The sequence below is a fragment of the Actinomadura sp. WMMB 499 genome (assembly GCF_008824145.1).
GTDB lineage: Bacteria > Actinomycetota > Actinomycetes > Streptosporangiales > Streptosporangiaceae > Spirillospora.
This window is the reverse complement of sequence record NZ_CP044407.1, coordinates 3,407,122-3,425,618: the sequence shown is the minus strand read 5'-3', so window position 1 is coordinate 3,425,618 and position 18,497 is coordinate 3,407,122. Positions and strand designations below refer to the sequence as shown.

Below are 18,497 nucleotides of genomic sequence, written 5' to 3'. Positions count from 1 at the left end.
GCGGATACATTCGGGCCCGTGGACCTCCACCAGTTCAAGTACTTCCTCGCTGTCGTCGACCACAGCGGCATCAACGCGGCGGCGACGGTGCTCGAGGTCGCCCAGCCCACCATCTCGCAAGCCATCCAGGGGCTGGAGCGCGAACTCGGCGTGCGCCTGTTCCACCGCATCGGGCGCGGCATGGTGCTCACCTCGGCCGGGCACGGCCTGGTCGGCCCCGCACGCCGGATCCTCCGCGACGTCGTCGTCGCGGAGGGCTCGCTCCTCGACGCGGCCGGGCGGCCGCGGGGGCGGCTGGACATCGTCGCCATGCCCCCGCTGTCGGCCGATCGGGTGGCGCGGCTGGTCGGCGCGTTCCGCAGGGAGTACCCGGGGGTCTCCATCCGGATCGGCGACCTGCGCGACGAGGGCATGGTGACCTCCCTGATCCGGGAGGGCCACTGCGAGATCGTGGTCTGCCATCTGCCGACGATGGACCACTCCGGCCTGGACGTCTGCGAGCTGGGCGTGCAGGAGTACCGGCTCGTCCTCCCGCCCGGCTCGCCCGTGCCCCCGGACGATCCGCTGCCGCTGTCGGAGCTGCCGGACGTCCCGAAGGTGACCGTGCCCCAGGGGTCGCAGGCGGTCGGCGAGATCGCGCAGGCGGTCACCGCGGCGGGCCGTCCGATCAGCCCGGCCGTCGTGGTCGAGCACCGCGAGGCGCGGCTGCCGCTCGTCCTGGCGGGGGTGGGCGCCACCTTCCTGGAGCGGTCGATGGCCGAGGTCGCCGCGGCCCGGGGAGCCGTGGTGCGCGCCATCGAGCCGCGGATCAGCCAGACCTACGGGCTGGTCTACGACTCGGCCGCGCTGTCCCCGGCGGGCCGCGCCTTCGTCGAGATGGCACAGGCCGGCGACCGCGTTTGAGCCTTCCGGTCCGGCGGCCGCCGCCGATCGCGACCGCGCGGACCGGACGGTTCGTCAGCCGTTCGGCGCGGTCTCCGGCGCCTCGGACCGGACGCGTTCGCGCAGTTCGTGCTTGCGCACCTTCCCGCTCGCGTTGCGCGGCAGTTCCGCGACCACGGTCAGGTGCCGCGGCACCTTGTACGACGCCAGCCGGGCCCGGCACCAGCGCTCGATCTCCTCGGCCGTCGGCGGCTCGTTCGCGGCGGCGGGGACCACGACGGCCAGCGGCGTCTCGCCCCAGCGCTCGTCCGGTACGCCCACCACGGCGACCTCGGCCACCTTCGGGTGGCCGGAGAGGGCCTCCTCCAGCTCGGCGGAGTAGATGTTCTCGCCGCCGGAGATGATCATGTCCTTGAGCCGGTCGACGACGTAGATGTAGCCGTCCTCGTCCTGGCGGACGAGATCACCGGAGTGGAACCAGCCGCCGGCGAAGGCGTCGGCGGTCTCGGCCGGCTTGTTCCAGTAGCCCCTCATGATCGACGGCCCGCGGTAGACGATCTCGCCGACCTGGCCGCGCGGCACGTCGCCCATGCGCTCGTCGACGATGCGGACCTCCGTGTTGAGCAGCGGGGTCCCCACCGACCCGATCTTGCGCAGCGCGTCCTCGCCGAGCAGCACGGTCGACACCGCGCTGGTCTCCGTCTGCCCGAACACGCTGAGCAGCCGGGCGCCCGGGAACGTCTCGATCATCCTGCGCAGCAGGTCCTTCGTGGCGGGCGCCGCGCCCCACGAGATGATCCGCAGTGCCGACAGGTCCCTGTCCCCGATCCCCGGGACGTCCACGACCGCCTGCCACTGGGCGGGGACGAGGAACGTGTAGCCGACGCGCTCGCGTTCGAGTAGATCGAGCGTCTCGACCGGGTCGAAGCGACCCGAACCGGTGATCACCGACCGCGCGCCGAGCAGGACGCTCGACAGCAGGGCCGCCAGGCCCGCGATGTGGAAGAGCGGTGTGCTGATCAGCCAGCAGCGGCAATCGCTCGGCAGGCCGATGTGGGCGATCCGGCTCGTGGTCTGGACGAAGAGGTTGTAGTGCGTGAGCACCGCTCCCTTGGGGCGTCCCGTGGTGCCGGACGTGTACATGATGAACGCGGGCGCGAAGAGGTCGGCCGCCGTGTCGGACGCGGTCTCGGGTGCCTCGCGCAGCGCCTCCTCGTAGCGTTCCATCTCGCGGCGCTCCATGCCCCCGGCCGCCTCGCCGGCCCCGCCGACCACGAGGCAGCGCCGGACCGTCGGCGCGCGCTTCCACGCCCGCTCGAAGGTCGAGGCGAGCGCGGCTTCGACGACCGCGAGGACGGCTCCGCTGTCGGACAGCTGGTAGGCCACCTCCTCGGCCTGCAGCCGGAAGTTGATCGGTACGCAGACGGCGCCCACCCGGGCGCAGGCGAAGAAGACCTCGACCATTTCCAGCCGGTTGAACGTCATCACGGCGACGCGGTCGCCCTCCCAGACGCCGCGGGCCCGGAGGGCGTCCGCGAGCCGGTCGGTCCGCTCGTCCAGGTCGCCGTAGGTACGTTCGGCACCGTCCATGCGCAGTGCCACGGCACCGGGGGTGGAACGGGCGTGCCGGGCGAGCTGGTCGCTGATCGTCATGCCCGCGAAGCCGGGGACCGGCGCCGCCGTCACCGCACCCGCCCGTGGGGACGCCGCCCGGTCGGTCGGACCGCCGGCCGATGGGATCGGGAGGCACCGTTCATCTCGACTCTCCTTCGCGTCGGGGCCAGGGCATGCTGCCGAGAGTCGATCACCCCGCGGGCCATGGCGCAAAGACGGAACGGCGCATCGTCCCATAGGCCGAACCTATGTCCCGGCCTCCGGCGGCGGGGGAGACGGGCGCCGCCGGCTCAGCTCCGCCGCGATGTCCAGGAACGCGGTGGCCGCGGGCGACAGCGGCCCCGACCGGAACACGACCCGTACCGTACGCCGCACCTGCGGCAGCGTGGACCGCACCGCGACGTTCCGCAGCTCGGTCTCGGCGATCCGCCGGGGCAGGAAGGTGGCGCCCGCGCCGTGCATGACCAGCTCCCAGATCGCCTGCCGGTGCGCGCACTCGACGGCCACGAAACCGATGGCCCGTGCCAGCACGTCGTCGATGGGGGCCCGGCCATCGGCCGCCGAGGACTCCAGCACCAGGGGGATCTCGGCGATCGCCTCCAGCGGGACCGGATCCGGGAGCGCGGCGGCCAGGTCCGGTGGCAGGGCGAGGACGATCTCCTGCTCCCAGAGCTCGCGGATCCGCACCATCTCGCTCTTCACCGGGAAGTCGGTCAGTCCCAGCTCGGCCTGTCCACGGCGTACCCGGCCGACGACATCGGACGGCCCGAGGGGATCGAGGACGGTGACCCGGATCCCCGGGTGCCGCCGGTGCAGCTCGCTGATCAGCTCGGGGAGGGGGTCGGCGGACAGCGTGGACAGCACCGCGATCTCCAGCCGTCCGGTGCGCAGGTCCCGGACGGCGTCCACCCTGCTCCTGGCGTTCTCGACGTCGGCGAGGAGCCGCCGCGCCGGACCGAGGAAGGCACGGCCGTCGGCGGTCAGCGTGAGCCGGCGGCCGGACCGGTCGAACAGCTCGGTGCCGAGCTGGCGCTCCAGGCTGCGGATCGCCTGGGACAGCGAGGGCTGCGCGATGTACAGCGCCTCGGCGGCCCTGGTGATGCCGCCGTGGTCGATGACCGCCACGAAGTACCCGACGAGCCGCAGATCCATGGCTGAACGATACGCGCCGGCCGCCGGGCCATGACCGTTCTGACCACTGAACATAGGTTTCGTCAATAGGTGCGTACGGGTCCCGGTCTTTGTGCGGACGGCCGCGGCGGTGATGCAGTCGGGGCCATCGGCGCGCCGCCGCCCGGCGGGCGCGCCCCGGTCGAACCCGTTCCTCGGCCCGCTCAGGAGCCCGCAGATGACAACCGAGAGCAGCACGACGGCCGTCGGCGACGAAGTGCTGGTACGGCACGAGTCGCGCGTCGCCGTGATCACCATCAACCGGCCGCACGCGAGGAACGCCGTCACGCGGGCGGTCTCCGAGCGCATCGCCGCCGCGCTCGACGAGCTCGACCGCCGCGACGACCTGTCCGTCGGCGTCCTCACCGGGGCGGGCGGCACTTTCTGCGCGGGCATGGATCTGAAGGGGTTCCTGCGCGGCGAGCGGCCCGGCATCGAGGGCCGGGGGTTCGCCGGGGTGACCGAGGCGCCGCCGAAGAAGCCGCTGATCGCGGCGGTCGAGGGCTACGCGCTCGCGGGCGGCTGCGAGGCCGTCCTCGCGTGCGATCTCGTCGTGGCGGCACGGACGGCCAGGTTCGGCGTACCGGAGGTCCAGCGGGGCCTGGTCGCCGCGGCCGGGGCGCTGCTGCGCCTGCCGCACCGCGTCCCCGAGCAGGTCGCGATGGAGCTCGTCCTGACCGGCGACATGATCACCGCTGCGCGCGGCTACGAGATCGGCCTGGTCAACCGGCTCACCGAGGAGGGCGGTGCCCTGGATGAGGCGCTTGCCCTGGCCGCCCGCATCGCGGCGAACGGCCCGCTGGCCGTCCTGGCCGGCAAGCGGGTGATCCGGGAGCACGGGCAGTGGCCGGAGGCCGAGCGGTTCGCCCGCCAGCGCGAGATCGTCGAGCCCGTGATCGCCTCGCGGGACGCCGCGGAGGGCGCCCGCGCGTTCGCCGAGAAGCGCCTGCCGAACTGGCAGGGCCGGTGAGCGGCGCCGCCGGACCGCCGCCCGGCGCCGCACCCGGTCCCCTGGCCGGGCTGAGGGTCGTCGAGCTCGGCGGCATCGGCCCCGTCCCGTTCGCCGCCATGGTGCTGTCCGACCTGGGCGCCGAAGTGGTGCGCGTGCACCGCCCCGCAGACCGGGACACGCCCCCGAACCCGGTGCTCGACCGCGGGCGCCGTTCCCTGATCGCCGACCTGAAGGACCCGCGCGGCGCCGCCGTCGTGCACGCCCTGATCGACCGGTCGGACGCGGTGCTGGAGGGCTTCCGGCCGGGCGTGGCCGAGCGCCTGGGCTTCGATCCCCCGACGCTGGCCGAGCGCAACGCGCGGCTGGTGTTCGGCCGCATGACCGGCTTCGGGCAGGACGGGCCGCTGGCGGCCCGGGCCGGCCACGACATCAACTACATCGCCCTGTCCGGCGCGCTGGGCGCGATCGGCCGGCCCGGGCGGCCGCCCGTCCCGCCGCTCAACCTGGTGGGCGACTTCGGGGGCGGCGGCATGCTGCTGGCCCTCGGGGTGCTGGCCGCGGTGCTGAACGCCCGGGCGACGGGGCGCGGCCAGACCGTCGACGCGGCGATGGTCGAGGGCTCCGGCCTGCTGATGTCGATGATCTTCGGTCGGCTGGCGGGCGGGGCGTGGACCGTCGACCGGGGCGCGAACGTGCTCGACGGCGGCGCCCCCTTCTACGACAGCTACGAGTGCGCCGACGGACGGTACGTGGCCGTGGGCGCCATCGAGGCCGGGTTCTTCGCCGGCCTCGTCGACGTGCTCGGCGTCGCCGACCGGATCGACCTGGCCGCCCAGCGGGACCCGAGCACCTGGCCGGCGATGCGGGACGTCTTCACGGAGGCCTTCCGGAGCGCCACGCGCGACGAGTGGACCGCGCGGTTCGCCGGCATCGACGCCTGCGTCACGCCCGTGCTCACGATGGACGAGGTGCTCGCGCACCCGCACAACGCCGACCGGGGGAGCTTCTTCACCGACTCCTCCGGCGCGATCCACCCGGCACCCGCGCCCCGGTTCGCCGGCACCCCGTGCGCGACTCCGTCGCCCGCACCGGTCCCGGGCGGGGACACCCGGGCGCTGCTGTCCGAGCTGGGACACCCTCCCGAGGACATCGACAAGCTGCTGGCGGAAGGGGTCGTGAGCTGAACGCGTACTGGCCTGAGGGCATGCCGACCTCGCTGGACCATCCCCGGCTGAGCGCGGGAGAGCTGTTCGCCGCCGCGGCGAGGCTGTACGGCGACCGGGTGGCCGTCGTGGACGGCGCCGAGCGGCTCACGTTCGCCCAACTGCACGCGCACGCCGCCGGATTCGCGCGCGCCGTGCGCGACACCGGCGTCCGCGACGGCGACGTCGTCCTCCTGCATCTGTCCAACAGCGTGTGGTTCCCCGTCGCCTACTACGGGGCGCTGCTCGCCGGGGCGACCGTGTCGCCGGCCAACCCGTTGCAGCCCGCGCCGGGCCTGCGCGCCCAGCTCGACGACACCGGCGCGGTCCTGGCCGTCAGCCATCCCGCCCACGTCGGCGCGCTCCTGGAGGCCGCGGCCCCGCGGAACGACCGGTCGGACCTGCGGACGATCGTGCTCGTCCCGCCGAGCGCGTGCGCGCCCTCCGCCGGGGACCCGCCGGCCGGGACCGCGACCGTGGATCTCGCCGACATGGCCGACCTGCCGGCCGGCCGGGTCGACCTCGCCGGCATGACCGACGGACGGCCCGCCGCCGCCCCGCGGATCACCGTCGGCGCGGACGACGTGGCCCACATCGCCTACACGGGCGGCACCACCGGCGTCCCGAAGGGCGTAAGGGTCCTGCACCGCAACGTGGTCGCCAACGCCGTCCAGATGACCGCCTGGCGCGCCGCCCACCTGGTCGCCGTGACCGGGAACGGCGCCCTGCGGCTCGATCCGATCCCCGGCCTGCCCGACGCCGGGGTGCGCCCCGGGGACGCCGTCACGGTGATGGTGCCTCCGCTGTTCCACGCGCACGCGCTCATCCACCTGAACTTCCTGCTGCTGTGCGGGACGACCGTGGTGTTCACCGGCCGGTTCTCGCCCGAGCGCCTGCTGGAGGCGATCGAGGACCACCGCGCCACCTACGTCACCGGCAGCCCGGCCATGTGGCACGCGCTGCTGGACAGCCCCGAGCTGGGCGACCGCGACCTGTCCTCGGTCCAGGTGATCTCTTCGGGAGCCGCCCCGATCGACGCGGCCGCCCTGCGGGCGCTCGGCGCCGCCTTCCCCGGCGCGATGCTCAGCGAGGGGTACGGCATGACCGAGGCGACGTGCCTGGTGGCCGCCACGCCGCTGCTGCGCGGCGGCAGGCGCAGCCCCGGCAGCGTCGGCCTGCCGGTGCCCGGCACCACGGTGCGGATCCGCCCGGTCGGCGGGGGCGCGGACGTGCTGGGCCCGAACGAGACCGGCGAGCTGTGGGTGCGCGGCCCCCAGGTCACGGCGGGCTACCTGAACGCGCCGGAGGTCACCGCCGAACAGTTCACCGACGGCTGGCTGCGCACGGGAGACGTCGGGCACGTCGACGAGGAGGGCTTCGTCTTCGTCGCCGACCGCGCCAAGGACATGCTCATCTACAAGGGCTACAACGTCTATCCCCGTGAGCTGGAGGACGTCCTGCACGGCCATCCCGGCGTGGCGCGGGCGGCGGTCGTGGCCCGTTCCGCCCCGCGCGTCGGGCAGGAGCCGGTCGCGTTCGTCGTGCCGCGTCCCGGCGCGCGGGTCGACCCGGACGAGGTGATGGCCTTCGTCGCCGAGCGCGTCCTTCCGTACAAGAGGATCCGCGCGGTGCATGTCGTCGGCGCGCTGCCCACTTCACCCGCCGGGAAGGTCGTCAAGGCCGAGCTGCGCGCTCGGATCGCGACCGGTCGCTGAACCCACCCCATCCAGGAGACGAGCAGTGGAGACCGAAGCATTCCAGGAGGTACTCGCCGCGGTGCGCGCCTTCGTGCGCAAGGAGGTCGTGCCCGCCGAGGACGCCATCGAGCAGACCGACGAGATTCCCGAGGCCGTCCGCACGAAGGCGGCCGACATGGGGCTGTTCGGGTTCGCGCTGCCGGCGGAGTACGGCGGCCTCGGGTTCTCGATGACCGAGGACGTCCGGCTGGCGATGGAGCTCGGCCACACCACGCCCGCCTTCCGCTCGCTCCTCGGGACCAACAACGGGATCGCCGGCCAGGTGGTGGTGAACTTCGGCACGGAGGAGCAGAAGCGGCGCTACCTGCCGGACCTGGCCGCCGGCCGCAAGATCGCCTCGTTCGCCCTGACCGAGCCCGAGGCGGGGTCCGACCCGAGCGGGCTGCGCACCCGGGCGGTCCGGGTCGACGGCGGCTACCGGCTCACCGGCCGGAAGCGGTTCATCACCAACGCCGACCGCGCCGACCTGTTCATGGTCTTCGCCCGGACGGACGCCGCGACCGAGGGCACCGAGGGCATCTCCGTCTTCGCGGTCGAGTCCGGATCGCGGGGGCTCGGCGTCGGCCCCGGCGACGCGAAGATGGGGCAGCGCGGCGCGCACACCGCCGAGGTGTTCCTCGACGACGTCTTCGTGCCCGCGTCCGCGCTGATCGGCGGGGTCGAGGGCGAGGGGTTCGCGGCCGCCATGCGTTCGCTGGCCCGCGGCCGACTGCACATCGCGGCGATCTGCGTCGGGCTCGCCGGGCGGCTGGTCGGGGAGAGCGTCGCGCACGCCGCGGCGAGCCGGCAGGGCGGCCGTCCCATCGCCGGGTTCCAGCAGGTGCAGGCGATGCTCGCCGAGTCGCAGACCGAGCTGCTGGCCGGCCGGGCGATGGTGCTGGAGGCGGCGCGGGCCTACGACGACGGCGACGATCGCCGCATGGCGCCGTCGTGCGCGAAGCTCTTCTGCTCGGAGATGGTCGGCCGGGTGGCCGACCGCGCCGTCCAGATCCACGGCGGCATGGGGTACATGCGGTCGGTCCCGGTCGAGCGGTTCTACCGCGACGCCCGCCTCTTCCGGCTGTACGAGGGCACCAGCGAGGTGCAGAAGGTCATCATCGCCAAGCGGATGCTCGGCGGAGCGGCGAGGACGGCGCGCGACGCCGCACGCGACGAAAGGGAGGCTGATCGGTCATGACGCTGCTCGCCGGCCGGACCGCGGTCGTCACCGGAGGCGCCCAGGGCATCGGGTTCGCCATCGCGGAGGTCTTCGTCAAGGAGGGCGCGAGGGTCGTCCTCGGTGACCTGGACCCGGAGACCGCCGACGCGGCGGCCGGGAGGCTCGGCGGCCGGGACGTGGCCCGCGCGGTGCGATGCGACGTCACGAGCCCCGCCGACGTCGACACGTCGATCGAGACGGCGCTCGCCGCGTTCGGATCCCTCGACGTCATGGTCAACAACGCCGGGATCACCCGCGACGCGACCATGCGGACGATGACCGAGGAGCAGTTCGACCAGGTCATCGACGTCCACCTCAGGGGAACCTGGAACGGCACCCGCAAGGCGGCCGCGGTCATGCGCCGGCAGCGGAGCGGCGCGATCGTGAACATCTCCTCGGTGTCGGGGAAGGTCGGAATGGTCGGCCAGACCAACTACTCGGCGGCCAAGGCCGGCATCGTCGGGCTGTCCAAGGCCGCCGCCAAGGAGATGGCCCACCACGGCGTCCGAGTCAACGCCGTCCAGCCGGGGCTGATCCGCTCGGCCATGACCGAGGCGATGCCGCGCAAGGCGTGGGACCGGAAGATGGCCGAGATCCCGATGGGGCGCGCCGGCGAGCCCGGTGAGGTCGCCGCCGTCGCGCTGTTCCTGGCCTCCGACCTGTCCTCCTATATGACGGGCGCGGTGCTGGAGGTGACCGGCGGAAGGTTCATGTAGCACCGATGAGCACCGAGTTCGAGCCCGAAGGAAGGCACCGGCCATGCGTGAAGTCGTCGTCTGCGAACCCGTCCGCACCCCGATCGGCCGCTACGGCGGGATCTTCAGGAACCTGACGGCGGCCGATCTCGGGGTGGTCGCCCTCCAGGGGCTGATCGAGCGCACCGGCATCCCGCCGGAGGCGATCGACGACGTCGTCCTCGGCCACTGCAACGCCAGCAGCGAGGCGCCCGCGATCGGCCGGGTCGTCGCGCTCGACGCCGGACTGCCCGTCACCGTCCCCGGCATGCAACTGGACCGCCGGTGCGGCTCGGGGCTGCAGGCCGTGATCCAGGCGGCCATGCAGGTGCGGACCGGGGCGCATGAGGTCGTCGTCGCCGGCGGTACCGAGAGCATGAGCAACGCCACGTTCTACTCGGCGGACGTGCGATGGGGCGCCCGGAACGGCATCACCCTGCACGACGGCCTCGCCCGTGCCCGGCAGACCGCGGGCGGCAGGAACCATCCCGTCCCCGGCGGCATGCTCGAAACGGCCGAGAACCTGCGCCGCGAGTACGCGATCCCCCGTGCGGAGCAGGACGAGCTGGCGCTGCTGTCCCACCAGCGGGCGGTCAAGGCCCAGGTCGACGGGATCCTCGCCGAGGAGATCGTTCCCACCCAGGTCAGGACGAGGCACGGCGAGACGCTGATCGACACCGACGAGCATCCGCGCGCCGACACCACGCTGGAGTCGCTGGGCGGGCTCCGGCCGATCCTGCTCGACACCGACCCGGAGGCGACGGTCACCGCCGGCAACGCCAGCGGGCAGAACGACGCCGCCGCGATGTGCGTCGTCACCACGCCCGGGCGCGCCGGGCGGCTCGGGCTGCGGCCGCTGGTGCGCCTCGTATCGTGGGCCGTCGCGGCCGTCCCGCCGAAGATGATGGGCATCGGACCGGTCTCCGCGACCGCGGCGGCCCTGGACCCGGCGGGCCTGACCCTCGCCGACATGGACCTCATCGAGCTGAACGAGGCGTTCGCGGCCCAGGCGCTGGCGGTCATGCGGGAGTGGAAGTTCGGCGACGCGGATTTGGAGCGTACCAACGTGCACGGTTCGGGCATCTCGCTCGGGCATCCGGTCGGGGCGACCGGCGTGCGGATGCTGGCGACGCTGTCCCGGGAGCTGCACCGGCGGGACGCCCGGTACGGCCTGGAGACCATGTGCATCGGTGGAGGCCAGGGACTGGCCGCGGTCTTCGAGCGGGTGCCCGGATGACCCGCGGGACCGCCCGCGGGGGCCGCCGGTCCGGCGGCCCCCGCGGAGTGATGGAACGCGGCGGGACGGCCGGCCGTCACCCCACCGTCCAGACCGGTGCCCGCTTCTCCGCGAAGGCGCGCGCGCCCTCCAGGGCGTCGGCGGACTCGGTGACCTCGGCCCAGACCTCGCGCTGCGCCGCGAACGCCTCCTCGTCGGTGTAACGCACCGACGAGGAGACGATCTGCTTGGACGCCCGCACCGCGAACGGCGCGTTGGCGGCGATGCGGGCCGCCAGCGCGCGCGCCCCCTCCAGCGCGCCGCCCGGCTCGGTCAGCTCGTTGACCAGCCCGTACGCGTGCGCCGCCGGAGCCGGGAGCGGGTCGCCCGTGAGCACCAGCTGCATGGCCAGGTGGTAGGGCAGCGCCTTGGCCGCGCGCAGCAGGCCGCCGCCCACCGCGATCAGGCCCCGCTTGACCTCGGGGAGGCTGAACGCGGCGTCCCGGGCCGCGACCACCAGGTCGGCGGCGAGCGCCAGTTCGCAACCGCCGGCCGCCGCCCACCCCTCGACTGCGGTGATCAGCGGTTTCGTCGGCGGGCGCTCGGTGATGCCGGCGAAGCCGCGGCCCGGCAGGGCGGGCTTCTCGCCGCGCACGAAGGCCTTCAGGTCCATGCCGGAGCAGAAGGTGCCGCCCGCTCCGGTGAGGACGGCGACCAGCAGCTCCGGCCGGGACTCGAACTCGTCGATCGCGGCGGCGAGGGCCTTGGTCACCTCCAGGTCCACCGCGTTGCGCGCCTCCGGCCGGTTAATGGTGATGACCGCGACGCCGTCGGCGAACTCGGTCAGTACTGTGCTCATTTCGGTGCCTCCATGGTCGCCCGGGCATTGCCCTAATCGGTTCACAGGGCAAGGGACTTGGCGATGATGCTCTTCATGACCTCGCTGGTGCCGCCGTAGATGCGGGTGACCCTCGCGTCGGCGTACAGGCGGGCGATCGGGTACTCCAGCACGTAGCCGTATCCCCCGTGCAGCTGCAGGCACTTGTCGACGACGCGGGACTGCAGCTCGGTGCAGAACAGCTTCACCTTCGCCGCGTCGGCGGCGCTCAACCCGCCCGCGTCGTGCTCCACCAGCGCGCGGTCGACCAGGGTCTGGCCCGCCTCCACGTCGGTGGCGCACTCCGCGAGCACGAACTTGGTGTTCTGGAAGCCGGACAGCGGCTCGCCGAACACGTCGCGCTCCTTGACGTACCCGACGGTGAGCTCCAGGGCGGTGGCCGCGGCCGCCTGCGCGTTCACCGCGATGGACAGCCGCTCCTGCGCGAGGTTGCCGCGCAGGTACTCGAACGCGCGGCCCTCCTCGCCCAGCAGGTTCCCGGCCGGGACGACGACGTCGGCGAAGGCGAGCTCGGCGGTGTCCTGCGCCTTGAGACCGATCTTCTCCAGGTTGCGGCCCACCGTGAATCCCTCCGCCGCCGTCTCGACGACGAGGATGCTCAGGCCGGCGCGCCGATCGTCCTGCCGCAGCGGGGCCGTGCGGGCGACGACCAGCACGAGGTCGGCGTTGACGGCGCCGGTGATGAAGGTCTTGGCCCCGTTGAGGATGTAGCGGTCGCCGTCGCGCACCGCGGTCGTGGTGATGCCGGCCAGGTCGGACCCGGTACCGGGCTCGGTCATCGCGATCGCGGTCATCGACTCGCCGGAGGCGACGCCGGGCAGCCAGCGCCGCTTCTGCTCGTCGTCGGCATAGCGCAGCAGATACGGCAGCACGATGTCGTTGTGCACCCGGATCGGGCCGAGGCCGAGCTTGGCGTGCGCCAGTTCCTCGTTGACCACCGCGTTGAAGGTGAAACTGCGCCGGCCGCCGCCCCCGTACTCCTCCGGCACCTGCATGCCGAGGATGCCCACCTTGCCCAGCAGCCGGTAGAAGTCGCGGGGCGCCGCGCCCGCCTTCTCCCACTCCGGGAACACCGGGACGACCTCGCGGGCGAGCAGGTCGCGGACGGTGCTCCGGAAGGTCTCGTGGTCGTGGTCGAAGACGGTGCGTCGCATCACTTCTCCTCTGCCGGGACCGTGCCCGGCCCTGGCTTGTCGAACGATCGTTAAGTAGGGTGCCAGCACGGTCGGAAGCCGGGCCGCGGCCGCTACCGGCCCTCGTGCGGGCGGTACTCCACCAGGGTGAGCGCCATGTGGATGTAGCGCTCCACCAGGTCGGTCACGGTCAGGCCGCCGGACGGCTGGTACCACTGCGCTATCGCGTTGCACATCGCCAGGATCGTCCGCTGCGCCTCATCGGGGTACGGCGTGGCGAACAGCCCGCCCGCCACACCGTCCTCGATGATCTCGCGCAGCAGCCCCGGCAGCGCGTCGCGCCGTTCGGCGAAGCTTTCCAGCCGGTCCGGTTCCAGATTGCGCGTCTCCTGGAGGGCGAGCAGGCTGTCGACCTGGCGCCGCACCCGGTACTCCACGGTGGCTCGCACGAAGCCGCGCAGGCGCGCGGCCGGGTCGTCCCCGGCCTCGGCCAGCACCTCGGTGCAACTGCTGCGGTAGTCGGCCAGCGTGTCCTCCAGCAGCGCGTGGAGCAGGTCCTGCTTGCCGGAGTAGTAGTAGTACAGGGCCGACAGGCTCAGCCCCGCCTCCTTGGCGATGTCCCGGATCGACGCGCCGTGGTAGCCGCGATCGGCGAAAACGGTGCGCGCCGCCCGCATGATCGCGGTGAGCCCGTCGCCCCGGGCCACCGCCGCCGGCAGGCGATCGGCCGCCGCATCCCCAGTGCCGCGTACCATCATCTCCCACTTCTCTGTGTCAGCTTGCCTTCATGATCCGCACCGGCCGGCGGCGGTGCCGCCGGCGAGGGCGCGGTCACCCCGACTGCACCCGGTAACGCTTGGCGAGGTCGGAGGTCCGGAAGTCCTCGACCAGCTTCATGCCGGCGTAGGTCGCCTTGTCGGGGCGGTGGATCTGGCTCGCCCGCGACGACGGCTGCGCCGGGTCGGACAGGTTCAGCGCCGGCCCGAGGCCGGGCATGGTGAAGTCGGTCACCTTGGCGCGAGCCGCGAGCACGCCCTCGCGCGTCAGATCGTCGCAGGTGTTGCCGATGACCTCAGCGAAAAGGTGGGTGGTCACGTAGGACAGTACGACGGCGCCGCCCGACTCGGGCTGCTCCGGGCCGTATTCGGCCTTGTACTTGTCGGCGAGCTTGCGCACCTCCGGCGAGTCCTGGCCGATGAGCCCGACGCCCGACACCCGGTAGTAGTGCTCCGTCAGCGCGGGTGCGGCCGCCGTCGACAGCAGGCTGGTGGCGAACGAGGCGACGTTGCCCATGATCGGCACGTCCAGCCCGGCGGTCTGCGCGGAACCGGCCACCGCCGCGGTCTGCTGGGCCGTGGAGTCCAGCAGGATCGCCTTCACGCCGGCCGCCTTCATCGCGTTGACCTGGCTGGTGAGGTCGGTGTCGGTCGGTTTGATCTGCTGGCTCACCAGCTTCAGCCCCAGCTGCTCGGCCGCGTACTCACTGCCCTTCAGGCTGTTCTCGCCCATCTCGCCCTGCATGTAGATGTGGCCCAGGGTGTCCCCCTTCTTCAGCATGCCCTCCCGCTTCAGAAAGTCGATGCTGTTGATCGCCTGGACGTCGTAGGTGGCGCCGACCACGATGAGGTGCGGGTCGCCGAGCAGGGTGGGGGCGAAGGCCGTGAGGCCGGCCAGCACGTCGTCCGCGGCCACCTTGTCCCGCAGCGCCGTGGTGACCGCCGAGCCGAAGACGTTGAGGAAGCTCAGCACCTGCGGCTCGACCTCGTCGTAGGCCGTGACGGCCTTCTGGACGTCGTAGGTGTGGTCCCGGATGACCAGTTCCAGCTTGCGGCCGCACACGCCGCCGGCCTCGTTGATCTCCTCGACGGCGAACTGGCCCGCGGCGTTGCTGGTCTTGCCGGACGTCGCGAACGGGCCGCTGAGATCGGCCAGGACGCCCAGCTTGATGGTGGAATCGGTGACGCCGGGAGCGGTCGCCGAGGGATCGACGGTCTTACCCGAGCATCCGGTGACGGACACGGCGAGTGCGAGGGCGACCGCGGTGCGGGGGCCCGGACGGAACCGGATCATGGGGTCCTCCTGACGGAGTCGCGGGCGGGGGTGGGTGCGGGGGTCGGGGGTGCGGCCCGCGCGCGCCGGTCGCGGACGGCGGTCACCATCGCGCTCAGGCCGCCGGGCCGGGTCAGCATGATCGCCACGACGAGCGCGCCGTACACGAACTGCGCGGCGATGGACGCGTCCAGCCCGTTTTGGCCCGGTCCGACGATCAGGGGCAGCGCGTCCGCGTACCGGGCCAGCACGATCGGCAACGCGATCACGAAGGTCGCGCCGGCGATCGCGCCGGACGTCGACCCCAGGCCGCCGATAATGATCATGGCGAGGAAGTCGATGGACAGGTGGAGGTCGAAGTAGTCGGGTACCGCGCGCTGGAAGGCCAGCGCGGTCAGCACGCCGGCGACGCCGGCGAACATCGAGGACAGGACGAACGCGGACGCCTTGGTCCGGTCGACGCGCACGCCCATGGTGGCGGCGCCCACCTCGCTGTCGCGCACGAGTCGGAACGCCCGGCCGGGCCGGCCCCGCAGCACGTTGCGGGCCACCAGCGTGGCCGCGGCGGTGACCGCGAGGAACAGGTACCACAGGCTCTCCACGGCTCCGAAGGGGACGCGGAGCAGGATCAGGTCCGAGGCGTCGGAGAAGGTGAACCCGCCGAGCGAGAACGGTTCGACCGCGCGCCCGTCGTAGCCGCCGGTCACCGGCCGTGCGTTGAGCAGCAGGTGGTGGCCGAGGAAGACCAGCCCCAGCGAGGCGATGCCGAGATAGATGCCGCGCAACCGGCCGGCGATCGGGCTGAACAGCAGGCCGCAGAGCCCGGCCAGCAGGGTCGCCGACACGGCGGCCGCCAGCGGCGGCAGCCCCAGCCCCCTGACGTGGCCCTGCTCCTCACCGGAGAGGAACGCGTACCCGTACGTCCCGACGGCGACGAAGAACGCGTGCCCGAGGGACAGCTGCCCGGCGGCGCCGAACAGGATGGTCAGGCCGAGCGCCCCGACGGCGGCGGCCATCGCGAACAGGCCGATGCGCAGCCAGAACACCTCGACATAGAAGGGCAGGGCCAGCAGCGCGACCAGCACGGCCGCCGGGAGGGCGGCACCGCGCAGCCGCTGCGGCAGCGACCGGGCCGGTGGGACGCCCGCCCGCGCCTCGGCGGCCGGACGGGCGGTGGCGAGGGTGTCGTCAGACACGGCTGATCTCCTTAGAGCCGAACAGTCCGGACGGCCGCCACAGCAGCACGACGATCATCACGAGGTAGGCGACGACATCACCGACGCCGAGCCCGAGGAACGACAGCGCGTCCTGGTAGCCCGACACCAGCACCTGGACGACACCGACGATGAGCCCGCCGACGATGGCCCCGCCGAGCGAGTCGAACCCGCCGATGATGGCCGCGGGGAACGCGGCGATCGCGACCGCCCCGAGGCTCACGCTGACACCGGGGTTGGGGAACGAGGCCAGGCCGATGCCGGCCGTCGCGGCCAGCAGCCCGGCCGTCCCCCAGGCGAGGGCGGAGACCCGGCGCAGCCGGATGCCGACCAGGGCCGCCCCCTCGGCGTCGGCGATGGACGCCCGCATCGCCAGTCCCCAGCCGGTCAGCGTGAGCAGCGCGGTGAGACCGCCGATCAGCAGCGGCACGGCCACCACGGTGATGACGACCGTGAGCGGCAGGCTGAGGGGGCCGAGGTGCACCACGTGGCCGTCCCACGGCGCGCCCAGCGGCAGCATCCGCTCCCCGAGGCGCCGGGTCAGCTCGGCGGTCAGCACGACGTTGAGGCCGATCGTGACGATCGCCATCGCGTGGTGGTCCCGCTGGTCGATGCGGGCGATCAGCAGCCGCTCGGCGACCAGTGCGAGCAGGCCGGTGACCGCGAGCCCGAGCACGGCCGCCGCGGCGAACCCGAGCCGCGGCTGGGCGGCGGCCACGACGTACACCCCGAGCAGCAGGAACGACGCGTGCGCGAAGTTCACCACCCGGGTGGCCTTGAAGATGATGACGAAGCCGAGCGTGATGAGCGAGTACAGCAGGCCCAGGGACACGCCGTTGGCTATCAGTTCCAGCAGATGGGTCATTGCGGCGTCCTCTCCTCCGCGGGGCCGGTACCGGAATCGCCCGGCACGCCGAGATAGGCGTTGACCACGGTCGGGTCCCGGCGCACCTCCGCGGGCGTGCCGCCCGCGACGACCCGGCCGAAGTCCAGCACCGTGATGCGGTCGGCGATCGACATGACCACGCCCATGTCGTGCTCCACGAAGACCACGGTCAGGCCGAGGGACTCGCGCGCCGCCAGGACGAGCCGTCCCAGCTCCCGGCTCTCCGCGGCGTTCAGGCCGGCCACGGGTTCGTCGAGGATGAGGAGGCGCGGCTCCAGGCACAGCGCCCGGGCGAACTCCAGGCGCTTGAGGTCGCCGTAGGGCAGCCGTCCCGCGGTTGCGTCCAGCAGCGGTGTGAGGCCGACGAACTCGGCGATCTCCCGCACCCGCGCCTCGTGCCGGCGCTGCTCGCGGCGGTCGAGCCGCAACGCGGTCGCGACCAGGCCGGAGCGGGTCAGCCGGTGCCGCCCGACCATCAGGTTGTCCAGCACCGACTCCCGCCCCGAGGCGACGATGTTCTGGAAGGTCCTGCCGACTCCCAGTGCCGCGACCCGGTCCGGTCGCAGCCGCGTCACCTCGTGCTCGTCCAGCAGGATGCGCCCGCCGGTCAGGGGATAGATGCCGCACAGCGCGTTGAGCAGCGACGACTTGCCGGCCCCGTTGGGGCCGATGACCGCGTGGACGGTCCCCGGCTCGACGGTGAACGACACCTCGTCCAGCGCCCGCAGGCCGCTGAACGCGACGGTGACCGCGTCCATCTCCAGGCGGGGCGCGCTCATGCCGACCACCGGGCCAGCCGCGGCAGGGCCGGGTCGCCGGCCGGGCTGCCGACCGGATCGCCGGCCGCGCCGTCGCCCAGGTAGAGCCGGCCGACCTCGTCGCTGCGGGACAGCTCGTCGGCCGGCCCGCTCAGCACGATCCGGCCCAGCTCCAGGACGTGCGCCCGGTCGGCGATCTCCAGCGCCATCGCCGCGTTCTGCTCCACCAGCAGCACGGGGACGCCCTCGCGGCTGATCTCGCGCACCTTCTCGCCGATCTGCTTCACCAGCATCGGCGCCAGGCCGAGGGAGGGCTCGTCGAGCAGCAGCAGTTTCGGCCGGGACATCAGCGCGCGGGCGATGGCCAGCATCTGCTGCTCGCCGCCGGACAGCGTGCCGGCGCGCTGGCGGCGCCGCTCGGCCAGCCGGGGGAACATGCCGAACATCTCGTCGCGGGCGCGCGCCCGCTCGCCGCGGGAACGGACGGTGATGGCGCCCGCGTCGAGGTTCTCGTCGACGGTGAGCGCGCCGAACACGTGCCGCCCCTCGGGGACCTGCACCAGTCCGGCGGCCACCATGGCCGCCGGGTCGCCCCGGGTGACGTCCCGTCCGCGGAACCGGATCGACCCGGCGGCGACCGATCCTCCGTGCAGCGGCAACGTGCCCGAGACGGCGCGCATGAGAGAGGTCTTGCCCGCGCCGTTGGCGCCCAGCAGCGCCACCACGCCCGCCTCGGCGACGTCGAGGCCCACCTCGTGCAGTACCGGGCTTCGTGCGCCGTAGCGGACGACGAGCCCTTCGATTTCGAGCATCCGGCCTCCTCGCTGCCCTGTG

Annotated in this window: 17 protein-coding genes; 7 read left to right on the top strand and 10 right to left on the bottom strand. The window is 73.1% G+C overall.

What is annotated here, in order from left to right:
- The first annotated feature begins 18 nt into the window (after window positions 1-18).
- The gene (locus tag F7P10_RS14900) at window positions 19-903 is read left to right on the top strand and encodes a LysR family transcriptional regulator (protein ID WP_151009892.1); all 885 of its coding nucleotides are present in this window, start codon (window positions 19-21) and stop codon (window positions 901-903) included.
- Between the two features lie 54 nt (window positions 904-957).
- On the opposite strand, the gene F7P10_RS14895 is transcribed toward F7P10_RS14900, so the two are convergent.
- The gene (locus F7P10_RS14895) at window positions 958-2,568 is read right to left on the bottom strand and encodes a long-chain-fatty-acid--CoA ligase (protein ID WP_254716608.1); all 1,611 of its coding nucleotides are present in this window, start codon (window positions 2,566-2,568) and stop codon (window positions 958-960) included.
- 174 nt (window positions 2,569-2,742) lie between these two features.
- Window positions 2,743-3,648, bottom strand: coding sequence for a LysR family transcriptional regulator (locus F7P10_RS14890; RefSeq protein WP_151009891.1), 906 nt, complete (start codon window positions 3,646-3,648; stop codon window positions 2,743-2,745).
- A gap of 196 nt (window positions 3,649-3,844) precedes the next feature.
- Between F7P10_RS14890 and F7P10_RS14885 the strand changes: the two genes are divergently transcribed.
- The 6 genes from F7P10_RS14885 to F7P10_RS14860 are packed head-to-tail and all read left to right on the top strand — an operon-like array spanning window position 3,845 to window position 10,746.
- On the top strand, window positions 3,845-4,636 hold the full coding sequence (locus tag F7P10_RS14885) for a crotonase/enoyl-CoA hydratase family protein (protein ID WP_151009890.1): 792 nt from the start codon (window positions 3,845-3,847) through the stop codon (window positions 4,634-4,636).
- A complete protein-coding gene (locus F7P10_RS14880) occupies window positions 4,633-5,802 on the top strand; it encodes a CaiB/BaiF CoA-transferase family protein (protein ID WP_151009889.1) in 1,170 nt (389 codons plus the stop codon). Before F7P10_RS14885 ends, F7P10_RS14880 begins: the two co-directional genes overlap by 4 nt.
- Before the next feature lie 20 nt (window positions 5,803-5,822).
- The gene (locus F7P10_RS14875) at window positions 5,823-7,535 is read left to right on the top strand and encodes a class I adenylate-forming enzyme family protein (protein ID WP_151009888.1); all 1,713 of its coding nucleotides are present in this window, start codon (window positions 5,823-5,825) and stop codon (window positions 7,533-7,535) included.
- Between the two features lie 25 nt (window positions 7,536-7,560).
- Complete coding sequence (locus tag F7P10_RS14870) at window positions 7,561-8,754, top strand: acyl-CoA dehydrogenase family protein (protein ID WP_151009887.1); 1,194 nt, start codon at window positions 7,561-7,563, stop codon at window positions 8,752-8,754.
- Window positions 8,751-9,491, top strand: coding sequence for a 3-oxoacyl-ACP reductase FabG (gene fabG, locus F7P10_RS14865; RefSeq protein ID WP_151009886.1), 741 nt, complete (start codon window positions 8,751-8,753; stop codon window positions 9,489-9,491). The genes F7P10_RS14870 and fabG overlap by 4 nt, the downstream gene beginning before the upstream one ends.
- A gap of 43 nt (window positions 9,492-9,534) precedes the next feature.
- Complete coding sequence (locus tag F7P10_RS14860) at window positions 9,535-10,746, top strand: acetyl-CoA C-acetyltransferase (RefSeq protein WP_151009885.1); 1,212 nt, start codon at window positions 9,535-9,537, stop codon at window positions 10,744-10,746.
- Between the two features lie 76 nt (window positions 10,747-10,822).
- Here the strand turns inward: F7P10_RS14860 and F7P10_RS14855 are convergent, their stop codons facing one another.
- From F7P10_RS14855 to F7P10_RS14820, 8 genes are all read right to left on the bottom strand, one after another.
- A complete protein-coding gene (locus tag F7P10_RS14855) occupies window positions 10,823-11,584 on the bottom strand; it encodes a crotonase/enoyl-CoA hydratase family protein (RefSeq protein WP_151009884.1) in 762 nt (253 codons plus the stop codon).
- 41 nt (window positions 11,585-11,625) lie between these two features.
- Window positions 11,626-12,777 carry an acyl-CoA dehydrogenase family protein gene (locus tag F7P10_RS14850; protein ID WP_151009883.1) on the bottom strand — a complete coding sequence of 384 codons (1,152 nt, stop codon included), beginning with the start codon at window positions 12,775-12,777 and terminating at the stop codon, window positions 11,626-11,628.
- A 92-nt stretch (window positions 12,778-12,869) separates the two neighbouring features.
- Window positions 12,870-13,514, bottom strand: coding sequence for a TetR/AcrR family transcriptional regulator (locus F7P10_RS14845; RefSeq protein WP_151009882.1), 645 nt, complete (start codon window positions 13,512-13,514; stop codon window positions 12,870-12,872).
- Window positions 13,515-13,587: 73 nt separating this feature from the next.
- Window positions 13,588-14,826, bottom strand: a complete 1,239-nt coding sequence (locus tag F7P10_RS14840; RefSeq protein ID WP_151009881.1) for an ABC transporter substrate-binding protein — start codon at window positions 14,824-14,826, stop codon at window positions 13,588-13,590.
- A complete protein-coding gene (locus F7P10_RS14835; protein WP_254716607.1) occupies window positions 14,823-16,001 on the bottom strand; it encodes a branched-chain amino acid ABC transporter permease in 1,179 nt (392 codons plus the stop codon). The genes F7P10_RS14840 and F7P10_RS14835 overlap by 4 nt, the downstream gene beginning before the upstream one ends.
- Complete coding sequence (locus F7P10_RS14830; RefSeq protein ID WP_151009880.1) at window positions 15,994-16,884, bottom strand: branched-chain amino acid ABC transporter permease; 891 nt, start codon at window positions 16,882-16,884, stop codon at window positions 15,994-15,996. The genes F7P10_RS14835 and F7P10_RS14830 overlap by 8 nt, the downstream gene beginning before the upstream one ends.
- Entirely contained in the window at window positions 16,881-17,684 is an 804-nt protein-coding gene (locus tag F7P10_RS14825; protein WP_151009879.1) for an ABC transporter ATP-binding protein, read from the bottom strand. The genes F7P10_RS14830 and F7P10_RS14825 overlap by 4 nt, the downstream gene beginning before the upstream one ends.
- The gene (locus F7P10_RS14820; RefSeq protein WP_151009878.1) at window positions 17,681-18,475 is read right to left on the bottom strand and encodes an ABC transporter ATP-binding protein; all 795 of its coding nucleotides are present in this window, start codon (window positions 18,473-18,475) and stop codon (window positions 17,681-17,683) included. Before F7P10_RS14820 ends, F7P10_RS14825 begins: the two co-directional genes overlap by 4 nt.
- Window positions 18,476-18,497: the final 22 nt, after the last annotated feature.

Coding starts and splice junctions, on each gene's coding strand:
- F7P10_RS14860 (WP_151009885.1), top strand. CDS start 9,535: ATGCGTGAAGTCGTCGTCTGCGAACCCGTCCGCACCCCGATCGGCCGC.
- F7P10_RS14890 (WP_151009891.1), bottom strand. CDS start 3,648: ATGGATCTGCGGCTCGTCGGGTACTTCGTGGCGGTCATCGACCACGGC.
- F7P10_RS14840 (WP_151009881.1), bottom strand. CDS start 14,826: ATGATCCGGTTCCGTCCGGGCCCCCGCACCGCGGTCGCCCTCGCACTC.
- F7P10_RS14875 (WP_151009888.1), top strand. CDS start 5,823: ATGCCGACCTCGCTGGACCATCCCCGGCTGAGCGCGGGAGAGCTGTTC.
- F7P10_RS14820 (WP_151009878.1), bottom strand. CDS start 18,475: ATGCTCGAAATCGAAGGGCTCGTCGTCCGCTACGGCGCACGAAGCCCG.
- fabG (WP_151009886.1), top strand. CDS start 8,751: ATGACGCTGCTCGCCGGCCGGACCGCGGTCGTCACCGGAGGCGCCCAG.
- F7P10_RS14845 (WP_151009882.1), bottom strand. CDS start 13,514: ATGATGGTACGCGGCACTGGGGATGCGGCGGCCGATCGCCTGCCGGCG.
- F7P10_RS14855 (WP_151009884.1), bottom strand. CDS start 11,584: ATGAGCACAGTACTGACCGAGTTCGCCGACGGCGTCGCGGTCATCACC.
- F7P10_RS14830 (WP_151009880.1), bottom strand. CDS start 16,884: ATGACCCATCTGCTGGAACTGATAGCCAACGGCGTGTCCCTGGGCCTG.
- F7P10_RS14825 (WP_151009879.1), bottom strand. CDS start 17,684: ATGAGCGCGCCCCGCCTGGAGATGGACGCGGTCACCGTCGCGTTCAGC.
- F7P10_RS14885 (WP_151009890.1), top strand. CDS start 3,845: ATGACAACCGAGAGCAGCACGACGGCCGTCGGCGACGAAGTGCTGGTA.
- F7P10_RS14850 (WP_151009883.1), bottom strand. CDS start 12,777: ATGCGACGCACCGTCTTCGACCACGACCACGAGACCTTCCGGAGCACC.